Source organism: Streptomyces sp. NBC_00057, assembly GCF_045041165.1.
GTDB lineage: Bacteria > Actinomycetota > Actinomycetes > Streptomycetales > Streptomycetaceae > Streptomyces.
In genome coordinates, this window is the sequence record NZ_CP108256.1 from 15247 (window position 1) to 36270 (window position 21024).

Here is a 21024-nt window from a genome sequence, read left to right on the forward strand (position 1 = left end):
GTCAGCGAGGACAGGCGTGACCCTCCGCCCGGTGCCCCATCCACACCGCCACATCGCATACCCGCAGCGCACTCACCGCCTCCGGCACCCCCGCGACCTGGCGCAGCGCGAGCAACTGGCGGTGCAGGGCGCGGTCGTCCTCGCGCAGCGCGGCATACAGGGCAAGCCAGAACGAAGGACGCGGGCGGCCCAGAGCGCAGCGCACCACCTTGTCGTAGACAGGCAGCAGCCGCGGACGCTTACGGGCCAGGAGCTTCCCCGCGATCACCCAGCCGACATCGGGCTGATCTTCGAGCAGTTGCCAGGCCTGGTCCGCCGGCGAGCCGTCGGCCAAGACCGATATATCGGCATCAGTCATGTCGATGTCCCTGGGAATGGCGTGCAGCAGACCGGACAGCTGCGCGCCGAGTGGGCCCTCCAAGATGTCCAGCGCGACAGGCGCCGGAACGGTCACCGACAGCGTCTGCACCGCGATCAGGTCCTCCGCCATGATCCGGTCGGCGACCTCCGGCCGATCTCCCCCACCCGCCAAATGCTCGAACCGGCTACCGGTGAACGCCGCCGCTCCGGGCGGCAGACCGATACCGAAGTAACGCCGCAGATCCACGACGGCCTGAGGATCGGCGATGAAGGCGCGCAGCCGTTCCGCGAACGGCTTCGGAAGATCAACCGGGGACATCATCGGCTCCGGTTCCTGGACGGCATCGGGCGGGCGGTGAACTGCTCAGTGGCCATGACTATCCGATTCGCCTGCAGTGGTCAGCTTTATCAACTCGGCCCCCTCACACGCTTTTTCACCGCAGGCGGAAGTCGCCGACAGCGCGCCAGGCGCGGAGCGTGGATGATATTTCTTGCTGGGTGGAAACAGGAGATGCCGGGGTGGATAGCGTCAAGGCCGAGCAGGACGAAGGCTGGGAGATTCTGGGACCGGATCGTCCTCTGGCGTCCTCTGCAGCGCGGTTGCCTTCTCCCCTGCCCACCACCGCGCCCCTGCTGCTCAACACGCACGAACTCGCTTGGGAAGCGGTTGAGCATCTGGTGGCGGCGCTGGCTCTCGAGGTTGAGCAGGCGAAGGAAGCCCGGCTGTACGGGCGGCCTGGCCAGGATCAGCAGGGCATCGATGTCGTAGCGTTCTTTGACGGCAAGCCTACGTCGGTGTACCAAGCTAAGCGCTACACAACCTTCACCACTGCTGACCTGCGCAAAGCGGTATCCTCCTACGCCGGTGGACGCCGCCCCTTCGGAGCGCACCGCCTTGTCGTGGTGACCACCGCCAGCGTCGCCGACACCAAGATCGATGAGGAGCTCGTAGTCCTGCGGAAGCGGCACAGCGACCTGGTAATCGATCTGTGGGGACGACAGCAGCTGTCAGATATCTTGCACAAAGTGCCGCATCTTGTGCGCCGCTACTTCGGTCCAGCGACCATGGAAGTGTTCTGCCGTCCTCTGACCGCCGAGGACCTGCCTGCCGCGAGTGGTGCCGCAAAGCATTCATTTGCGGTTGCCGGAGGCCAGGCGCCGCGCGGTTCTGACTGGTCATCGGTAGAGGCGTGTGATCCTCTGAAACTGCGAGTGCACTCCATTTCTGCTTCACCGGGGAGGCAGCCACGCCAGTCGACGCCGGAGTTGACGCCGTACATGATGCGCGCACACGACGTGGAGCTGCGTGACGCGTTGGAACCCGCAGTAGCTGGCCACGCCTCAGTGTTCGCTGTGCTGACAGGCGAGTCGACGACGGGAAAGACACGGACGGTGTATGAGGCGCTGTTGCGGATGGCCCCGCAATGGTCGGTGGCGCGGCCAAACAGGGCACAGGACTTGGTGGAACTGTTGTCGGGGCCGCCGCTGCCTGTGCGAACGGTGCTTTGGCTGGATGAGGCGCAGCGCTTCTTGGACGGGGAGATGGGCTCCCGGGCTGCCGTGCTGCTGGAGGAGACTCTCAGCCAAGGTCCGGGGCTGCTGGCGGTGGGCACCTTATGGGCCGAGTACTGGGACACCTACGCCACTTCGTCAGGATCGCCTGGAGCCTATGCCCAAGTCCGGCACCTGCTCAGCAGCCCACACACCAAGCGGATCCGAGTACCCGATCACCTCACCGCCCGGGAGCAGCAGACATTGCGGGATCTGGCACGAGAGGCCGAAGATTCTGATCGCGTGGTGTACGCGCTGGACGCGGGCAGCGATGATGGCCGCGTGCTGCAGCGCCTGACGCTCGGCCCGGAGCTGGTGGACGCCTATACAAGCGGAAATCTGTTCCGGCCGACGGAGTTCGCAGTGCTCACGGCGGCAATCGATGCTCGGCGTCTCGGCCATCATGAGCCACTGCCGCTGGCGCTGATCACCGCAGCCGCCGACGGCTACCTCACCGACAGGCAGCGGCCAGGGGATCCTAACTGGGCGAGTACCGCGCTGCGCGCGGTCTGCGCTGGCGAGCGCCAGGATGGTACCCGCACTGACGTCAACCGTGCGCTGACAGCCATGTACGAGGTCCGGACGCGCTCCGGGAGCCCGCTAGCCGACTATGAACCCGACGAATACCTCGACCAGCACGCCCGGCTTCATCGCCAGGGATGTCTGGGCCCTGCCGCGCTGTGGGAAGCCTTCACCGATCACGTCGGCGATCCGCAGGATCTCACCCGCCTGGCCGAGGCTGCACGGACCCGGGGGCTGTACCGGATGGCAGCTGGCCTGTATCGCCGGGCCGTACAGGCGGGCAGCGTCCAGGCCGCCCGCCGTCTGGGGGACGGAGCGGTTGCCGTGCCTGTCGGCGGGCAGCGTGTCGTTGACTGGGTGGCCCGTCATGCGCCGCTGGACAACCCTCGCGTCCTGGCAGTCCTGCTCCGGGAGCTGCCGATCTCTGCGCGCGGCACTCTGTTAAGCCGCAGCCTCGTCAGCCAGACCGCTCTGCACGATCCGAAAGGCCTCGCCGCACTACTGCATCAGCTCCACCAGATACCTGAGGAAGCAGCACGACCCGTCCTCCACGGTCTGGCTCACAGAGCCGCCGAGGGAGTGCCGACCACACATGCCGATGCCGTAGCCTCCCTGCTGCGCACCCTGCGCAACGCCGGCGAGACTGATGCCATACGCAAACTGGCGAGTCGCGCTGCCGCACACGAGCCGCTGGACGATCCTCGGACGCTCGCGGGCCTGTTGAAGGCCCTCCGCAGAGCAGAAGCTCCCTGGGCAGCCCGCGTCTTGCTCGAGCGCACCGATATGTCGTGCCTTGACCTCACCGAAGCAGGAGCAGTGGCCTCCCTGCTGAACGAACTACTACTCGCCCCGGCACCACCCGAGGTCATCGCTGCGCTGCTGCAAAACCTACCGGCCAGCTATCCCGGCCCCGTCACCAGTCTCCTCAAAGCGCTGCAAACTGCCGACTCACAGGCCGCTCGGGCTCTGGCTGAGCGCACAGCGGCCGACAGCACGATCAAGGACCCCAAAGCGGTCGCGGACACGTTGCGCCAGCTGAAGGAAGCCGGGCAGAAAACAGCGATTAGAGTTCTGCTGTCATTGAACCCTGCCCAACAGGCCGCCCTGGCGTCGCCGACTGACGCGCTCCGCCTGCTGCCCGTCTTGAAGCAGGTCCGGGCCTTCGGCCCCCTCGAGATCCTCGCGCGCCGCATAGCTGAAGCGCTACCTCTCACCGATCCGGCGATCGTCGCTGCTGCCCTGCGCGCCTTCAGGGAGAACACCCGCCATCACACCGCCGCCGAAATCCTGCTCAACCGCCGCCCCGGCGACAGCGTGCAGCTCGGTGATCCGAAAGCGCTGAGCACCCTGCTGCGCGAGCTGGAACACCTCTTGGCACACGAGACCGTCGGTGCCCTCCTGCGGCGCGACCCGATCAGCCAGGTGGATCTCACCGACCCGGTCGGCTTGTATGACCTCGTCCACGAACTACGTCGCCTCAACGCTCACTGCACCGCTCGCGACCTGGCACTGCGAGCCGCAGCCCACTTCCCCCTGAATGACCCAGCAGCAGTGGCGCAACTGCTGACGCAACTTCAGCAAGCTGCCGTTCCTGAGGCCATCGACCGCCTCATGAGCCGTAACATCGCCGTCCACGGGAATCCCCGTCAAGCCCGTAGCCTGGCCCAGTTACTGCGCGTACTGCAGGCCCTGAACCACTCTGCCGTCAACCAGCACATCACCAACTTGCTGCGCGCGTGCTCAGCCGCTCCTATTGTGCCCAACGAGCGCGACGCAGAGCTGGTGTACCAACTACACACGGCTCACGGCTTGCCCGAAAGCGACGACCTCCTACACCGAATAGCAAACGCAGGGCTGTTCACGACTTTCCTTCGTCTTGCTCCACCCAGCACTCGAGCCAGCTACCGCTACGGACGGAACCCTGACGGGCGACCCACCGGCACCTGGTCCTGGCCAGAGGCAGTATCCGAGCAGCTCTGACAAAGAAGCTGCGTCCGTCTTAACGACCGCACCCCAAATCGGCGCCGACGCCTCTGAGCGACGTCGACATCCCGCAGGCACCCCCACCCACACTACGCACATATACCAGTGCGAAAGCCCAGTTCAACCGCAAGGCAGACACTTCAACGACTGCGAGACGCCGGCAGGACGGTGGCGAGCAAGGAGTGCAGGATGGCTACTGAAATGCCCTTGGAGGAAATCCGTCTCAGTGCGCTTGTTAGCCGGCGGAGTCAACTACCCCTCAGCCCGCCCCTTTCTGCCCCCGAGGCGTTGCCCTTCGGCGAGCTGTCCCCGCCTGTGTTCGAGCGCGTGGTCGGCGAGGTCATGTGGCTTGTCGACGGGATGAACGACATCCGTGGCTACGGCCGATCCGGACAGGACCAGGGCGGACTCGACCTCATCGGCAGGCGGAAAGGTCAGACACACGTCTACCAGGTGCGCAGGATCGTGTCCCTGTCGGCGCCTGCACTCCGTGCGGCCGTCACCGACTTCACCGGTCCACCCCGCACTACGACTTCTGATGAGGGATGGTCCGAGCGGCGGTTCGACGCTGTGCATTTTGTTCTGGCAACGGGGTGCTTCGTCGATGACACTGCTGTGGAAGACGAGCTTGTCGCCCTGCAGGAGAAGTACCAGGGCGACATAGAGATTGATCTGTACGACGCACGCGCCCTGTCCCGGTTCCTGCGGGAACGCCCGCACATTGTCGCTGGCGTCTTCGGTCCAGAGTGGGCCAAGGCATTCTGCGGGGTGGAGACGCCTCCGGTTCCGTCCCTGCCGCATGGCTACGCGCTGTTGAACGATCCGCTCGAGCACCTGGGCCTGGCGGACGCCCTACACCGCGCTCAGCAACTCGCGGAGACGGAGCCAGGGCCGGCTGCCGAGCTCTTCGGAGAATTGGCGCATGAACTTGAACAGGCCTCGTTCACCGGGCATGCCGGCCAGCTGCGTACTCGGCAGCGCGACCTGCTGGCATCCGCAGGGCAGGACAGCGCAGCATTCACCGTCGCGGCTAGGTTGATGCTCGACCGCTACGAGGCCGGCGATCGCATGTTCATGAATGAGCGCCTGGAGCGGCTGACTTCCGACGCTGGCGACACGGCACCCGACATCTACGTGATCTTGAAGGCGCTGGCGGACTGGTTCGAGCACGGATATGACCTCGCGCCGGTGACCACCGCGCTTGTGGCTGTGGTGCAGGCAGGCGATCCCTTGGCACCCCGCTTGGTGCTGGCGGTAATCGAGCAGATCGTTGTCGACGAAGACCCCGACGATCATCCGGCGGGCCTGTCTGATCTAGCTTCCGAGGTTGTTACCTCTCAGACAGGGCTTTTGCGGATTCGGTTGGAGTGCTGTCTGGCGGACCTGGCCGTACGAGCCGGACAGAGCCCGGAAGACGCCTTTGCCGACCTCGACCGGCGCGCTCTGGGCGGTCGCATACCGGAACGGTTCGCGGTCTTGGTGCACATGCGCCGCGGACGCGCCCTGGCCCTTGCAGACCTCGGAAGCGAAGCCATCGAGGTCTACCGACGCGCTGTACTGGCCGCTACCCGAGAGGGCCTGGGAGGCGACGCCCGGCACGCCCTGCGGTCCATCGCCTTTCTGTCCGACCAGTACAACGTCGGATTCAGAGAATCGTCCCAGGCCATGCTCTCGGCCCGCACGGTCGGCGTTAAGGGCGCGCGACTCATCGACCTCTCCTTCAACCCGGCCGTCAGCGCGCTGGAAGCCCTGGTCGACAACAGACTGCCGGACGCCTCACGGGCCTCGCACCAGTGGCTGTGGCAGGACCGGATCTCCGGCGCACTGACGGACGAGATCCTCGCCCACCAACGCTACGGCGAAGTCTTCAACCGCGCCGGAGAAACGAAACACGCCGTGCGTCACTTCGTCCTTGCCGGCCGCAGGAAGGACGCGCGCTCCGCCGCCGAATCGGTCCCCGAGTTTCTCGATGTATGTGACCTCTTGGAGGTGCGTGCACGGTGGGTATGCAGCGCAGCCGCGACGGTGATCGGCCAGCAGGCGGATCTCATTCCTGATAATGCTGTCGCAGGCATCGCTGCCCGCCTGACGGACATCGTCATCACGGGCCTGCAGTCGGGGCTGGCAGGCATCCATCCGGTCATGCAGGCTCTCGGAGCGCTTGGAGCGCTCGATGAGCGACTGCCAGCGGCGTCAGCGCAACAGGTGCTGCCCCTGTTGGTTGAATGTATTCCCAGAGAGCCGAACACCTCCCGGTACATCGATGAACAGATGCTGGCTTTCCTCAGTGCCTGCATCAAGGCCGAACTGCCCGTAGCGGACCAGGCCATCCAAGCCTTGCTGGATGCATGGAAGCTCGACGTAAAAGGCGCTGAGGGTCTGCTTGCCAGCCTCCATGCCCACCTTCCGGCGGCCGTGCCAGTTGTACGCGAACGGGCGCAGCAGGGACACCGCGGGGCCACGGCCCTCCTGGCCGGCTGGCGGGTGGACGACCCGTCTGTCGCTGAGACCGCGCGAGAACTGGCCGACACCGTGCTGGCCGAACCGGTCGGGACCGTCCGCCCCTTCTATGACATGGGAACCACCGCGCGGCAGTGCGCGGCGTTCCTCATAGCGTGCGACGACCAGAGCACCGTGGGCACAGGTGAGCCGACCAGACTCTTGCATGAACGCGTCGCAGCACACCTGCTGTTGTGGGCCGAAGACCGCAACGACACAGCCGACCGACGCTCCGAGGCCGTTCACGCGCTGTCCATCCTCGCTGAAACCCTGCCGACGCCTGTGCGAGACGACATGTTCGAACGGCTCATGGGTCTGTACTCAAATCCTGGAGAGCACCCGGCCGACGCCTTCGACCGACGCACCCAGCACCCCCTGAGCCGCTTCAAGATCAATACTGGAGGAGACTGGCGTCTGCCCGCAGAGATCCTGCACGCGACCGCCGTCTTCGCCACTACAGCTGAGCAAGCCATACGCGTCGAACAGCGCCTGCTCCCACTGCTGACCCATCCCGAACAAAAACGAGGCCACGGCTGGCTGCAAGCACGGACCGTGCTCGCACTCGACCGCCTAGCCCCCGCGCCGACGTCTCTGACGGCCACCCACCCCACACAGTTCGTGCGGCAGACTGCCGTGATCTGCTGGGGCCGCGCCGATCACCGGGATCCGTCTTTGGCACGCGTCTTCGCCAAGGACTCCGACACCAGCGTCCGCCACAACCTGGCCCGCATTCTCGCTGAACTCCCCCCAGGCGAACGCCTCAAGTACGAAGCCATCACCGAACGACTCCGCACCGACAACAGCGCACGCGTCCGCCAAGCCACCGCGCGTATCCCATGAACACGACACTGGCCGCCACAGAGTTGGGCACGCCAAAACACACCTGTCCAGTCACACAGTGCCCATCGCGCTGGCTGGTCTCTGCCCAGCTCTGAAGGCTGAGGGCAACGACGGCAGGGGGCGCGTCGTCGGCACCTGCCAGTCTCACCTCAATCTATGCGTCGCGAACATGTCCGCGACGCATCGAAGCAGCTCAGGGACATCCCGATCACTTCTAGAGTCGGTAAAACGGACGAAGCCCACGGAACCGCAGGTGATCTTGGCAGGCCGTGGGCCGCGATCCACGACAACGCCCGCATCCCTGCCGAGTTCAGGTTGTACCTGACCGCGACCCCGCGGATCCTGGCCGCGCCGCGCCCCCAGAAGGGCGTCGGCGGCGAGGAGCTGGAGATCGCCTCCATGCTCAGTGATCTGGCAGGCCCGTACGGCGAATGGATTTTCGAGCTCGGGCTCGCGGAGAGCATCGAGCGGGGTATTTTGGCAGGTTTTGAGATTGATGTTCTAGAAGTTCGGGATCCGGACCCGGTCCTCGGACTGTCCGAGGAAGCGCTGAGGGGGCGTCGGCTCGCGCTACTCCAGGCCGCGCTCCTGGAGCATGCCACGCGCCACAACCTCAAGACCGTGATGACCTTCCACCAGCGGGTGGAGGAGGCCGCCGCGTTCGCTACGAGGCTGCCGGAGACGGCGGCCGAGCTGTATGCGGCCGAGGCGTCCGACGCCGCGATCGCCAACGCGGAGCGCCTGCCCGCCTCGACGATCGACGCTGAGTTCTACGAGCTGGAACCTGGCCGCCATGTCCCGCCGGACCGGGTGTGGTCGGCATGGCTGTGCGGCGACCACCTCGTCTCCGAACGGCGCGAGACCCTGAAGCAGTTCGCCAACGGTGTGGACGCTGACGGCCGGCGGGTCCACCGCGCCTTCCTCGCAAGCGTTCGCGTCCTCGGCGAAGGCGTCGACATCGTGGGCGAGCGGGGCGTGGAGGCCGTGTGCTTCGCCGACACCCGCGGCTCGCAGGTGGAGATCGTGCAGAACATCGGCCGCGCGCTCCGCCCGAACCCGGACGGCACCACCAAGGTCGCGCGCATCATCGTGCCGGTCTTCCTTCAGCCGGGCGAGGACCCGAAGGACATGGTCGCCTCCGCCTCGTTCGCGCCCCTTGTGGCCGTGCTCCAAGGCCTACGCAGTCACTCGGAGCGCATGGTCGACCAGCTCGCGTCGCAGGCGCTGTCGCGCCAGCCGCGGGCCAAGCTGCACCACCTGGTCCGCGACGAGGACGGGCGGATCGTCCGGGCCGGCAGCGCAGCCGCAAGCGAGGGACAGGAACACAAGGACGGGACTGATGCGGCAGCCGAGTCGGCGCTGCTGCACTTCTCCTCCCCCCGCGACGCGGCCACCATCGCGGCGTTCCTACGCATCCGGGTGTACCGGCCCGAATCACTGGTGTGGCTGGAGGGCTACCAAGCCCTTATCCGCTGGCGGGCCGACAACGGCATCGAGGGCCTGTATGCCGTGCCCTATGACGCCGAGACGACGGTGAGCGCCACGAAGGCATTCCCACTGGGGCGCTGGGTCCACCAGCAGCGCAAAGCGCTGCGGGCCGGAGAGCTAGACGACCACCGCAAGAAGCTGCTGGACGCGGACGACGCCGGCATGGTGTGGGAACCCGGGGAGGAAGCCTGGGAGAACAAACTCGCCGTACTGCGCTCCTACCGGCACGCCCACGGCCACCTCGCCCCCAGGCGCGACGCCGTATGGGGCAACGCCGACAGCGAGCTGGCCCCGGTCGGGGAGCACATGGCCAATCTCCGCCGCAAGCACGGCCTCGGAAGGAACCCCGAACGCGCCACGGCCCGAGCAGTACAGCTGACCGCGGTTGACCCCGACTGGAACTGCCCCTGGCCACTGGACTGGCAACGCCACTACCGCGTCCTCGCCGACCTTGCTACCGACGAACCCGACAGCGTCCTGCCCGACATCCAGCCCGGCGTTCTCTTCGAGGGCGACGACCTCGGACGATGGCTCGCGCGGCAAAAGGAAGCGAGCACCTGGGCGCAGCTGTCCACCGAGCAGCAAGAGCGGCTGTCCCAGCTGGGCGTGACGCCCGCTGCGGCCCCAACCAAGAAGAGCGCAGCTAGTGGCCCGGCCAAGGCGTCTGCGTCCTTCACGCGGGGCGTAGCCGCCCTGGCGCAGTACATCGCGCGGGAGGGCAAAACCAGCGTCCCGCGCGGGCACAGCGAAGAGATCACGGTCGACAGCGAGGCCGAACCGGTCTCTTTCCGACTGGGCGTATTTATGAGCAACACCAAGGCGAGGAGGGACAAGCTGACCGACCCGCAGCGCACCGCCCTCGCCGAACTCGGCGTGGAATGGGCGGCATGAGTTTTCGGGATGAGGGACACGAAGCGCAGCTCGCGGCACCTGAGGTCAATGTCGAGCCCGACGGGCGCCTGACCGTTCCCGCGGAACACGTCACCGCGCTCCTGCGGTCCATCGCCCGCTCCTGGCAAGTCGGCGCGCACGACGGCATCCCCGTACTGGCCACGGAAAACGGACCAGGAATCAGCCTTGAGCCCGTGACCGTCCGCTGCCTCGCCGACGTCCTCGACAACATCGCCAACCAACTCGACGTCCAGTACATCCACATCACCACCCACACGTCACATACCGAATAGCAGCACCGGCAGGACGATCAACTGGCGGGCGCGGGTCGCAGCCGACGAGTAAGAACTCTCGCTTTCGTGCCAGCGCCCGACCTGCACATCTATCGCCCGGTGACAGCAGGCACGCACACCATCTCTCCCTTCCAAGACAGCGAACCCCATCCCGAAACCGCCGCTGCCCAGAGACAACACACCACTGCCGACTGTCTCTCACCACCACTGTCCCGAAACCGAGAGATCGCACGGAGGAGCTGCCCGCGTCGTCGATCGGCGCCGGGCTGTACGAGTTGGAGGAGGGCCGTCATGTGCCTGCGGACCGGGTGTGGGCGGACTGGCTGTGCGGGGAGCATCCCATCGCGCACCGGCGTGCGGTGATCCACCGGTTCGCCAACGGGATCGACGCCCGGAACCGGCGGGTGCACCGGGCGTTCCTGTCCTCGGTACGGGCGCTCGGGGTCGGGGTCGACATCACCGGACTACGCGGAGTCGAAGCGGTGTGCATCGTCGGCTCGCGCAGTTCCCAGGTCGACGTCGTCCAGAACATCGGACGCGCTCTGCGGCCCAACCCCGACGGCACAGTGAAGACGGCGCGGATCATCATCCCGGTCTTCCTGCAGCCCGGGGAGGACCCGAAGGACATGGTCGCCTCGGCCAGCTACCAGCCCCTGGTCGACATCCTCCAAGCCCTGCGCTCGCACTCCGAACGCATGGTCGACCAGCTCGCCTCCCACGCCCTGACCCGCGGTGCCGAACGCCGGCGCATCCACGTCCGCCCCTCCCCCGCGGCCGCGGCCGGCCCGGAGAACGGGGACGTGCCTGAGGAGACCAGCCAGGCGCAGCAGGAGGTCGGCCGGGTCGCCTCGGTCGTGGTCAACTTCGCCTCCCCCCGCGACGCGGCTGACATCGCCGCCCTGACCCGTTGCCGTGTCATCCGGCCCGAATCCCTGGTCTGGCTGGAGGGCTACCGGGCCCTGCTCCGCTGGCGTACCGAGAACGGGATCGTCGGCCTGTACGCCGTGCCGTACGACACCGAGACCCCCGTCGGCGTGACGAAGGGCTACCCCCTGGGCCGGTGGGTCCACCAGCAGCGCAAGGCGCTGCGCGCAGGTGAACTCGGCCCCCACCGCAAGACGCTGCTCGACGAGGCCGGGATGGTGTGGGAGCCCGGCGACGAAGCGTGGGAGAACAAAGTCGCCGCACTCCGCTCCTACCACCGGTCCACCGGACACCTCGCCCCCCGCCAGGACGCGATGTGGGGCGAGAGCGAGGCCGAGGGCCTGGTGCCCATCGGGCAGCAGATGGCCAACCTCCGGCGGAAGGGCCAGAAGAACGGGCTGGGCCAGGACCCGGAACGGGCAGCAGAGCGCGCGGCTCAGCTGGCTGCGATCGACCCGGACTGGGACTGTCCCTGGCCGCTGGACTGGCAGCGGCACTACAAGGTGCTCGCCGACCTTGTCGACGCCGACGGCCACCTGCCCCACATCGACCCCGGCGTCGTCTTCGACGGCGACGACATCGGACGATGGCTCACGCGGCAAAAGCAGCCTGGCAACTGGGCGCAGCTCTCCACCGAACAGCAGGAACGACTGACCAAGCTGGGCGTACAGCCCACTGAGGCCCCCTCTCCCAGCCCAACGGCCACGCATGCGACGACGGGCCCGAGCAAGGCACAGCAGGCGTTCCGCCGCGGCCTGACGGCCCTCGCGCAGTGGGTGGAGCGGGAAGGCGTAGGCCAACCGGTACCCCGGAAGGCGGTGGAGACCTCGCCCGACGGAAGCGAGACCAAGCTCGGCATCTGGTACAGCAACACCAAGTCCAGGCGAGACAAACTCACCGCCGAACAACTCGACGCACTACGGAAGCTCGGGGTGGAGTGGGCCGTGTAGCGTCCGGTGCTGGTTTCCATAGCAAGTCGCTTCCGCATCGGCAGACAACACCCTCGGAGAGCAGGTGCACATGAGAGAAGTGCGCAAGAGAATCATGGCCCTATCCGGAATGCTGGCGGCTGTCGTCCAGGACGGCTTCAAGTTCCCGGCAGGAGTGGGCCCTCGGTGATACCTCAGATCCAGAGGGCGCGTTCGGGTGGACAGTGGCTCGGGACAAGGGCTGCCCTCCGCGTTCCCGTCGTACTGATAACTCTCGTCGCCGGCGCGGTGGGAACCGCCTCCTGTGGCCAGGACAGCCCCGGCGTGGCATCGCCACAAGCGCCGAGGACAGTGGCACCTCGTCCCAAGCCGTCCGCAACACAGACCCTGCCGCATGCCTCCGATCTGCCCAAGCATGCGGTGACCAGGGCCACGCTTAGCCCGGGCAGGACGATGGCCACGGGATACACCGGGAACGATTTCCTCACCGGACTGGCGAAGGACTGGAAGGTCCGCCTCGAAAAGCCCGTCGAGCAGGAGATGCCCGACGGGAAAATGAGGACGTACGTTCACGGGCGCGGCAAGAACGGGATGACCGTGTCGGCCGGCTACGCCGATCACAAGAACATGTCCTCCCTGCTGTGCGCCGCGGGTACGAAGGCACCAGGCGATTTCGAGTTCCTGGCTTCCTGCACAGGTCTCGACGTCGCCGGAATCGACCATGACAAGGCGTCCTCGTGGCTCGACCGGGCGAAGAAGGAGACCGACTCCCTGTACGAGAAGCAGGTGACCAAGACGGGAATCGAACGGGAGTACGTTGTCAGCGGAGTGTTGGTCTCGGGCCCCGTGAGGATGGTTCTGCACCGCACATACGAGAGGTACTCACTGAGGATCCTCGGAGGCGCAGCGGTGTAGAGGCATCAGCAGGATTCCAGGGTCAAGGCCCCTCGTCGACCTCGGATTGGAGTGGGCAGCGCAGGACCCGGAGCGCGCGGCGCAGCTCACCGCTATCGACCCGGACTGGAACTGCCCCTGGCCGCTGGACTGGCAGCGCCACCACCGCGTCCTCGCCGACCTGGCCGATGCCGATGGCCAGCTGCCCGGCATCACACCCGGCGTCCTCATGGCCGGAGACGACATCGGACTGTAACTGGAGCAGCAGAAGCGGCCGGGCACCTGGGCGCGGCTCCTGTCCGAGCAGCAGGAGCGGCTGACCGTGCTGGGCATCAAGCCCGCCCAGTCGCCGTCTCCTGGCCCTGCGGGCGGCCTTGCGACAAAGAGCCCGAACAAGGCGCAGCAGGCGTTCCAGTGCGGGCCGACGGCACTCGCGCAGTGGGTGCACGCACAACCATGGCATGCACCTCAGCACTTTGCTCGTTGCCCTGTTGCGTACCCAAAGACGCCCACGCAGCACTGACAATCGGCGGGTCGAACCGGGGCGCTCTGCCCTCGGTCCGTCACCGTCCCTGTCTCCCGTTCTGCGTCTATAGCCCAGGTTTGCCCATCGTGTGCCCTGTACGGCGGATCTCGATCGTGGGTGGCCGCGTCTGTGGGAGGTATGGCAGCTCAGATAGCCATAGGGGTCAAGCGCCGGGGAGAGAGTCGTGGGGGAGATCAGTGACGGAATTGAGCGAGCGCTGCTGACACGCCCGGTACCTACAGGCGCCTCGGCATTGCGTTTCCTTATGAGGTCCGAGAAGGGCTCCACGAGGAAGGTGGCACGCCTTCTGGGCGTTTCACAGCGCACCGTGCAGCGGTGGGTGACAAAGAAGTCCGGAGCACGTCGTCCGCCGGGTCCGCAGCATGTCCAGGCGATCGAGGAAGCGGTCCTGGCTCGGTGGCAGCCCCGGATACGGGCCCGTCGGCGTGCCCAGGCCGAGGCGGAAGGCTTCGTCTTCCATACCAGGGCGCGATTCGGGTTTGCCGCGCCGGCAGGGTCTTCGGACGATCCGCGGGTGCGATGGATCACCCAGGACCTGCCGGGAGAGGTAGCCCGGGAACTGTTCGCCGCTCGGGATGCCGGCGCGGGCGAGCAGCAGCAGACGGTCATTCTCGCCCGTGCGCTGGGGCACTCCTACTTTCGCGAATGGGGCCGCCGGGCCCACGGTCTGCATATCGCTTTCAGCGACATCGAGTTCGCCAACTTCTCGATCGGCTGAGCCTGCCTCGTCGCGTGACCGCGTCAGGGTGTTCAGCGTCGCGAGGACCTGACGCGACTGGTCGGCATCGCTTCGTACCTCTCGGCTTCCTGCCGCTCGCCCCAGTCCCACTCCACGCGGCCGGCCGGGCCTTGGCGGCGGGCTGCGGGCGGCTGGGGCGGGCGCAGTCTGGTCGTCTCCGCCATGCGCAGCAGGTGTCCGCGGTCGCCTGGCGCGGCGAGCAGTTCCTGGTCCTCGCCGGATCCGAGCCGGGTGAAGCAGGCCGCGGCCCGTAGGAAGACGCCCGCCCAGTCGGGTACGGGGTAGGCGGCGCAGCCGTCGGTGTAGCGGGCGCGGTCGTGCAGGGCGAGCGTGGCCGCGGCGTCGTCGTAGTCGCGGGGGCGGGCGGTGGCGAGTTGCTGGAGGGATGCGCCGGTGAACAGTGCGGCAGCGACGGCCGCAGCCAGGCGAGGATGCGCGGTCGCCGCGTGCAGCCGGTGGGCGACTCGCTGGGCGGTGTGCGTGGTGAGAGGCACGGGCGGTGGGCGGTGCCGCCAGGCAATCGGCGGCGGCATGCACGGGACGGAGCAGGGGCGCGGGCTGTCGTAGGAGACGAGGCGTTCCAGTGCGGGCAAGGTGAGCCATCGGCTGGCCGGCCCGGCGGGCTCGTCTGCAGGCGGGGGTTCGGCGATAGGTGTGCCGTAGTAGTGGCGGCGGGCTGCCTCGAAGTCGGCGGTGACGGAGTAGTCGGCCGTCCGCAGGGCCTGGTGCAGAGCAGCGGGAAGGTGAGGGCGGTGGCAGACCAGAGTCAGCTGGATACCGGTGAGGGCCTGTAGCTGCAGGAGGCGCATCACACGGCGGGCGGTGAGGCGGTGGGCGCGCAGGACGGTCAGCCGGGTGACGGGCAGGGCGGCCGTCCAGGAAGTGGCTGCTTCCCAGGCGGGCTGACGGCCGCCGGGAAAGCGGCCCGGGAGCAGAGGCGGTTTTCCCAAGGCGGCGAGAAGGTCGTGCGCGAGGCCGGTCTCGCTAGTGGTGCCTGGGCCGGGGTGCAGGGTGATCCGGCCGGACGGCAGGTGGTGGGCGGCCAGGGCGGTGTGGGTGTGAATCACGTCGTCGCCTGGATCGAGGACCACAGTGACGGACGGCGGTGGCACGGTGAGCGGCATGGCGGTGGGGTGGTCAGGCGAGGCGGCTGAAGGCCCAGCGCAGCAGTTCCTGGTCCACGCGGGGACGGCCGGTGCGTGCCAGGGCGGTGCGGGTATGGGCAGTCAGCTGGGCCCAGGCGCGGAAGTTGCCGTGTGCGGCGTGGCTGTCGGCGAAGGTGATGTCCTTGGGATCGGCGTCGGCCCAGATCGGATGGAATAGCGGGATGGCCTCGAGGACCTCGCTGGGAGTGAGGCGGGTGAAGTGCTGCCAGATGAAGATGCGGGAGGAGAGCATCGGTTCGCGGCGCAGCACGGTGTGGCAGCCCTCGCCGCCGACGAAGATGATCGCGAGCTGGGTTGAGGGTTCGTCCCACAGGTAGCGGAAGTATTCGAACGCCTCCCCGTTGAGCCACTGGGCCTCGTCGACAAGGAAGGTGCGGGGGCGTTCAGCCAGAGCGGTCTTCAGCAGGCGGTCGAACTCGCTGGGGTGGCGCGGTGGCTCGCCGGCCAGGTCGAGCGCGGTGAACAGCTCGTAGCGCACCGCGCGGGCGGTGGGCCGGGCCCGGAAAGTGATCTTGCGGACGTCCTCGTGCGGTTCGAGTTCCCGCAGGCAGGTGTTGACGGCGAGGGTCTTGCCGAAACCGGCGCCGCCGTGGATGCACATCATCGCGCGGGCGGCGACGGTGTCGGCGATGTTCTCCCGGGCGGTGAGCAGGGCGCGGGTGGTGACCACGGACGCATCAGGCAGGTCGACGTACTGGTAGGTGGCCGCGGTCACGAGGCATCTCCGTCTTCGTCGGTGGTGAGACGTGCGGCCCGCCCGCCCAGGCCATCGGGGGCGGGAGTGGAATCACGGCCGGGCAGGACCGGTGCGGGCCGGCCTGGCGTGGTCAGCGCGGCCAGGGAAGCAGGAGTGCGCCACCCGGCCGGAGGCGCAGCGGGCGGGATGAGGTCCGGCATCGCGAGATCCGACAGGTCGGTATCACTGGCTTGGGCGAGCTCGGCCTCAGCCTGCACAGCGGTCAGCGCGCCGAGCCGCTGCGGAGCCTCGGGCTGGGTGGCGGCGGCGTAGCGCTCGCGCTGGGAAGCCTCCAGGTCCTTCTTCAGGCGGCGGGTGCGGGCGGCCCGCACCCGCCGTACCGCTCTGACCTGTTCCTCGGTGGCCTGGTCGGCCAGGTCCGCAGGACCGAGGTAGCGGCCGGTGGCCGCGTGGTAGACCTCGATGCAGTGGTCGTGGTGAGGCATGAAGCGGATGCGGACGTGGATCCCGGCCTGGCCGGTCATCCACGCCCCGACGTAGTCGCGTTTACGGAAGCGGACTCCGCGGGTGGTCAGCGTGCGGGTACCGGCGTCCTCCAGGGTGAACGTCCACAGATCCGCCGCCGACACGTCCTGCAGCGGGGTGGGGTCGTCCTGCCACGCCTCAAGCGGAGTCCTACCCCGCAACGGCGCGGGGCGGTGCTCGGTGTTCCACCACCGTGTCCAGGCCAGCAGCCGGGCGGTGAAATCCTCGAAGCCGAGCAGCATCTCGTCCTTCGGGCGGGAAGGCCGTTTGCCGGGGCGGGGCTGGCGGGCGTAGCCGGGCAGCGCGGCCAGGAACATGCCCTCCACAGCACGGTTCAGGCCCTCCACAGTGCCCTTGAGGTGAGGGGTGTAGGCGGGCAGGTCCTCCACCGTCACATCCAGGAGATCGAACGCGGCCGTCACCGTCCTGGACAAGAAGTCCTTGCCCCGGTCCACCCGCACCGTCTCCGGCAGACCGCCGAACGGGCCGTAAGGGTCCTCACGCAGGACCGCGGAGCGCAGCGCCGCGAGCACCGACTCCCGCGACGGATGCACCGGCGTGACCACGACACCGGTAATCGCGTTCGTCGCGCAGTCGGTGAACCACGTGATCCACGGCCTGCGCGCGGTCCCCTCGACATCGACCAGCACAGGGGCCTGCACATGGTCGCTCTCCCACACCTGGTTCCGCCAGCCCCGCGGCCGGGCCAGGAACACATCATGCTTACGCGCCGCCCGCTCCCCACCCACAAGCCCCGCCCGCTCACCCGGCGACAGATCACGCCGAATCGCCCGGTGCAGCGTCGTCAGTGACGGCGCTGCACCGGGCGGGGACTGGCGAGCCGCCCGGACCGTCAATTCCCGGTGGACCGCCCGTACGTTCCCCTTCCACAACGCCAGCAGACCGCGCACCTCCGGGGTGATCGTGAACCTCACACCGACACGGCCACGGTCCGCCGGAGCGGCAGCCGCGGCCTCATCGCCCTCAGCAGCGACGGCCAGCCACCGCCACACCGTGCGCTCCGACACCCCCAGCGCTACCGCAGCCACCCGGACATGACCTGCAGTCAGCTCACCCCCCACCCGCAGCGCGAGCAGCCGCCGAACCGCCGGACCACGCAATGCCACCCGCGACGCCACAGGCAATCCGCCGCCCGCATCAACAACACCACCGTCCTCCATGCCAGCCCACGATGCCGCCACGCAGCCGCTCAAGGATCAGAAGTACCGTTCCCATGACAGCGGAGCACAGGGGGATGTACCGCTCCGTGTCAGCAGCATGACCCCCATGTACCACCCCATGTCAGTGACCCGATCCCCCAAACCGGGCCACCAACAGCACAAACCCCCCACATCTGACGTGCCGTCACTGACACCATTCCAGTGACACGAAACCGGCACATCGCACCGGGCACCTGGGCGCAGCTGTCGACCGAACAGCAGGAACGGCTGACAGCGCTGGGCATACGGGGCACTCAGGCCCCGTCTCCTGCCCCGGCGGCGGCCGGCGCGGCCAAGGGGCAGGGCAAGGCACAGCAAGCGTTCCAGCGGGGCCTGTCGGCTCTCGCCCAGTGGATCGAGCGGGAAGGCGCGGACCGACCCGTACCCCGGAAGGCGGTGGAGGTCCTGCCCGACGGAACCGAGACCAAGCTCGGCATCTGGTACAGCAACACCAAATCGAGACGGGACAAGCTCACCCCGGAACAGCGGGCAGCGCTGCGGGACCTGGGCATCGACTGGTTCTGACGGTCGTTGGCAGGCCCCTCTCGTTTGGCAATGGATCAGAAGCTTGGGTCAGGGGCGCGGCGGCGAGGTGGTGAGGTACGGAGCGAGTTGGGCTTCGAGGTCGGCGATGCGTTTGTCCATGAAGCGGTTGTTCTGGCGGGCGCTGGTCAGTCGTTCTTGCAGCGGGTCTGTACGGTGACTGGCTCTGTCCCGTAATCGGTGGTGACCGTACGTCACTGTGTGTCAGGCTGGGGCGTGCTTGAGGTCAATGCCCTTGTGGGTGTGGTGTTTTCGGGTCTGTCTGCCCTGGTCATCGAGGGTGTGGCGGATGAGGGTGAGCTGGTCCGGGTGGTGGCGCGTACCCGCGATGATCCGGTGCCGTGTCCGGTGTGCGGGACGCCGACCGGGCGGGTGCACGGCTTTCACGGCCGGACGGTGGCGGACGTGGCGGTGGACGGCAGGCGGGTGGTGGTGTCGGTGAGGGTGCGGCGCCTGGTGTGCCCGGTGCTGGGCTGTCCGCGGCAGACGTTTCGTGAGCAGGTGCCCGGCCTGCTGGGGCGCTACCAGCGCCGGACGAACCGGCTCACCGACCAACTCGGCAGCGTAGTCAGGGAGTTAGCGGGCCGGGCGGGCGCCCGCCTCTCCCGGGCTCTGGCCACCGCGGTGTCGCGCTCGACCGCCCTGCGGATGCTCATGCGACTGCCGCTGCCTCCGCGCCGGGTACCGCGGGTGCTGGGCGTGGACGACTTCGCGCTCAAGCGCCGCCACCGGTACGCCACCATCGTGATCAACGCCGAGACCGGCGAGCGGATCGACGTACTCCCCGACCGCAGCGCGGACACCCTTGAGGCGTGGCTGCGCGAACATCCCGGCGCTGAGATCGTCTGCCGGGACGGCTCAGGCGCCTACGGCGAGGCCATACGCCGGGCCCTGCCCGCCGCGGTGCAGGTCAGCGACCGGTGGCACCTGTGGCACAACCTCTGCGACAAGGCCCTGGCCGAGGTCCGCTCCCACAGCTCCTGCTGGGCCACCGTCAACCCACCCCGCCCCGAGGGAGCACGCGGGCAGACCACCCGCGAACGCTGGCACCAGGTCCACGACCTCCTTGGCAAGGGCGTCGGCCTGCTCGAATGCGCCCGCCGCCTGAACCTCGCCCTCAACACCGTCAAGCGCTACGCCCGCACCCAGGAGCCCAACGCCCTGCGCCGGGCCCCGCAGTACCGGCCCACCCTCGTCGACCCCTACCGCGACCACCTGCGCGCCCGCCGGGCCGCGGACCCCGCCGTCCCCGTGCTTCAGCTCTTCCGCGAGATCAAGGAACTGGGCTACACCGGCAGCCTCAATCTGCTCTACCGCTACATCACCCAGGGCCGGGCCGAGGGCGACCGGCCCGTCATCACCCCGCGCCGCCTCGCCCGCCTTCTCCTCACCCACCCCGACAACCTGCGGGACAAGGACGCCGAACTCCTGTGTGAACTCACCGCCGCCTGCCCCGAGATGACCGAACTCGCGCGTCTCGTCAAGGAGTTCGCTGAACTCCTCACCCCCGCCACCGGCAACGACACCAAGCTCACCGAGTGGATCACAGCCGTCCGCGCCTGCAACCTGCCCCACCTGCACACCTTCGCGAACGGCCTCGAACTCGACCGCGCCGCGGTCAACGCCGGCCTCACTCACCCCCACCACAACGGCCGCACCGAGGGCGTCAACACACGCACCAAGAGGATCACGAGACAGATGCACGGCCGAGCCGGATTCCCCTGCTCCGCCACCGCATCCTCCTCCAATGACCACCACATAGCGCTACCACCGATTACGGGACAGAGCCCGGTGACTGGTGTAACTCCCGAGTTGGAAACAACAGTTGATGGCTGACGTGATGAGTGATGCCAAGGCCGGGGAGGCCGCCGTGGATGCCGTTGATGACCATGCGCTGGAAGGCAGCGCTCAACGCCTTCGACGGCCGGCTCACCGCCGGATGCCGATAGCAATCAACCAACCGAGTTCTACCGCTCGCTACCCAGACCCATCTGTGGTGTTTTCGGGCGCCAGCCGCTCTTTTATTTCTCGGCTTCTGCATTCGGTCCTGCGAACCCGAGCATGGTGTCGTCGGCGTAACGCGAATATCGCAGTCGCCGGTAGCCAGGCAGGGCGATTGCAAAGCCCCGGGGATCTTGTGAGTGCGCAGGTCACAGTAGCGAGACGATGATGGATGGATGCGCAACCACACGCAACGAAGCTTCTCCGTTGCGGAGGTGACCTTCCCAAGTCCCCTTCGCGCAACGGAGTCATCCCCGGCCCTTCCAGTGCCCGCCCCGTACCGAACTGCGGATCGTCCTGCCCGAGCTCTTCCGGCACCTCCCGACCTGAAGATTGCCGTGCCACGGAGGGAGATCGACTTCAGGCAGGGCTCCATCGTCTACGGCGTCGAGTAAATACCCGTCATCTGGTG

The 21024-nt window shown here is 67.7% G+C and carries 11 protein-coding genes and 3 pseudogenes; 10 read left to right on the forward strand and 4 right to left on the reverse strand.

The window, feature by feature from the left end; translation table 11 throughout:
* Position 1 precedes the first annotated feature (1 nt).
* Complete coding sequence (locus tag OG953_RS00055; protein ID WP_405681773.1) at positions 2-682, reverse strand: DUF6308 family protein; 681 nt, start codon at positions 680-682, stop codon at positions 2-4.
* A gap of 197 nt (positions 683-879) precedes the next feature.
* On the opposite strand from OG953_RS00055, the gene OG953_RS00060 reads away from it, so the two are divergent.
* The 8 genes and pseudogenes from OG953_RS00060 (at position 880) to tpg (ending at position 14439) form a co-directional block, all read left to right on the forward strand.
* Positions 880-4413 carry a hypothetical protein gene (locus OG953_RS00060; RefSeq protein ID WP_405681774.1) on the forward strand — a complete coding sequence of 1178 codons (3534 nt, stop codon included), beginning with the start codon at positions 880-882 and terminating at the stop codon, positions 4411-4413.
* 192 nt (positions 4414-4605) lie between these two features.
* Entirely contained in the window at positions 4606-7755 is a 3150-nt protein-coding gene (locus tag OG953_RS00065; protein WP_405681775.1) for a hypothetical protein, read from the forward strand.
* Positions 7756-7911: 156 nt separating this feature from the next.
* On the forward strand, positions 7912-10134 hold the full coding sequence (locus tag OG953_RS00070) for a Helicase associated domain protein (protein WP_405681776.1): 2223 nt from the start codon (positions 7912-7914) through the stop codon (positions 10132-10134).
* Positions 10131-10427, forward strand: coding sequence for a hypothetical protein (locus OG953_RS00075; protein WP_405681777.1), 297 nt, complete (start codon positions 10131-10133; stop codon positions 10425-10427). Before OG953_RS00070 ends, OG953_RS00075 begins: the two co-directional genes overlap by 4 nt.
* A 233-nt stretch (positions 10428-10660) precedes the next feature.
* Positions 10661-12301 (forward strand): annotated as a pseudogene (locus OG953_RS00080) (Helicase associated domain protein); the annotation flags it as partial.
* A gap of 432 nt (positions 12302-12733) precedes the next feature.
* Positions 12734-13195 (forward strand): hypothetical protein, encoded by a 462-nt coding sequence (locus OG953_RS00085; protein ID WP_405681778.1) that lies wholly within the window; start codon positions 12734-12736, stop codon positions 13193-13195.
* Between the two features lie 46 nt (positions 13196-13241).
* The gene (locus tag OG953_RS00090) at positions 13242-13430 is read left to right on the forward strand and encodes a hypothetical protein (RefSeq protein ID WP_405681779.1); all 189 of its coding nucleotides are present in this window, start codon (positions 13242-13244) and stop codon (positions 13428-13430) included.
* 454 nt (positions 13431-13884) lie between these two features.
* Complete coding sequence (tpg, locus tag OG953_RS00095) at positions 13885-14439, forward strand: telomere-protecting terminal protein Tpg (protein ID WP_405681780.1); 555 nt, start codon at positions 13885-13887, stop codon at positions 14437-14439.
* A 32-nt stretch (positions 14440-14471) separates the two neighbouring features.
* Here the strand turns inward: tpg and OG953_RS00100 are convergent, their stop codons facing one another.
* From OG953_RS00100 to OG953_RS00110, 3 genes are read right to left on the reverse strand one after another with little or no spacing between them, the layout of a single operon-like run.
* On the reverse strand, positions 14472-15584 hold the full coding sequence (locus tag OG953_RS00100) for a hypothetical protein (RefSeq protein ID WP_405681781.1): 1113 nt from the start codon (positions 15582-15584) through the stop codon (positions 14472-14474).
* 13 nt (positions 15585-15597) lie between these two features.
* Positions 15598-16341 (reverse strand): AAA family ATPase, encoded by a 744-nt coding sequence (locus tag OG953_RS00105; RefSeq protein WP_405681782.1) that lies wholly within the window; start codon positions 16339-16341, stop codon positions 15598-15600.
* Complete coding sequence (locus OG953_RS00110) at positions 16338-18029, reverse strand: Mu transposase C-terminal domain-containing protein (RefSeq protein ID WP_405681783.1); 1692 nt, start codon at positions 18027-18029, stop codon at positions 16338-16340. The genes OG953_RS00105 and OG953_RS00110 overlap by 4 nt, the downstream gene beginning before the upstream one ends.
* Before the next feature lie 225 nt (positions 18030-18254).
* Between OG953_RS00110 and OG953_RS00115 the strand changes: the two are divergent.
* Positions 18255-18593 (forward strand): annotated as a pseudogene (locus tag OG953_RS00115) (helicase associated domain-containing protein); the annotation flags it as partial.
* Between the two features lie 264 nt (positions 18594-18857).
* Positions 18858-20362 (forward strand): annotated as a pseudogene (locus tag OG953_RS00120) (ISL3 family transposase).
* Positions 20363-21024 lie beyond the last annotated feature (662 nt).

Bases quoted from the DNA above. Each gene is read 5' to 3' on its own strand.
- OG953_RS00055 (WP_405681773.1), bottom strand. From the start codon at position 682: ATGATGTCCCCGGTTGATCTTCCGAAGCCGTTCGCGGAACGGCTGCGC.
- OG953_RS00065 (WP_405681775.1), top strand. From the start codon at position 4,606: ATGGCTACTGAAATGCCCTTGGAGGAAATCCGTCTCAGTGCGCTTGTT.
- OG953_RS00070 (WP_405681776.1), top strand. From the start codon at position 7,912: ATGCGTCGCGAACATGTCCGCGACGCATCGAAGCAGCTCAGGGACATC.
- OG953_RS00075 (WP_405681777.1), top strand. From the start codon at position 10,131: ATGAGTTTTCGGGATGAGGGACACGAAGCGCAGCTCGCGGCACCTGAG.
- OG953_RS00085 (WP_405681778.1), top strand. From the start codon at position 12,734: ATGGCCACGGGATACACCGGGAACGATTTCCTCACCGGACTGGCGAAG.
- OG953_RS00100 (WP_405681781.1), bottom strand. From the start codon at position 15,584: ATGCCGCTCACCGTGCCACCGCCGTCCGTCACTGTGGTCCTCGATCCA.
- OG953_RS00110 (WP_405681783.1), bottom strand. From the start codon at position 18,029: ATGGAGGACGGTGGTGTTGTTGATGCGGGCGGCGGATTGCCTGTGGCG.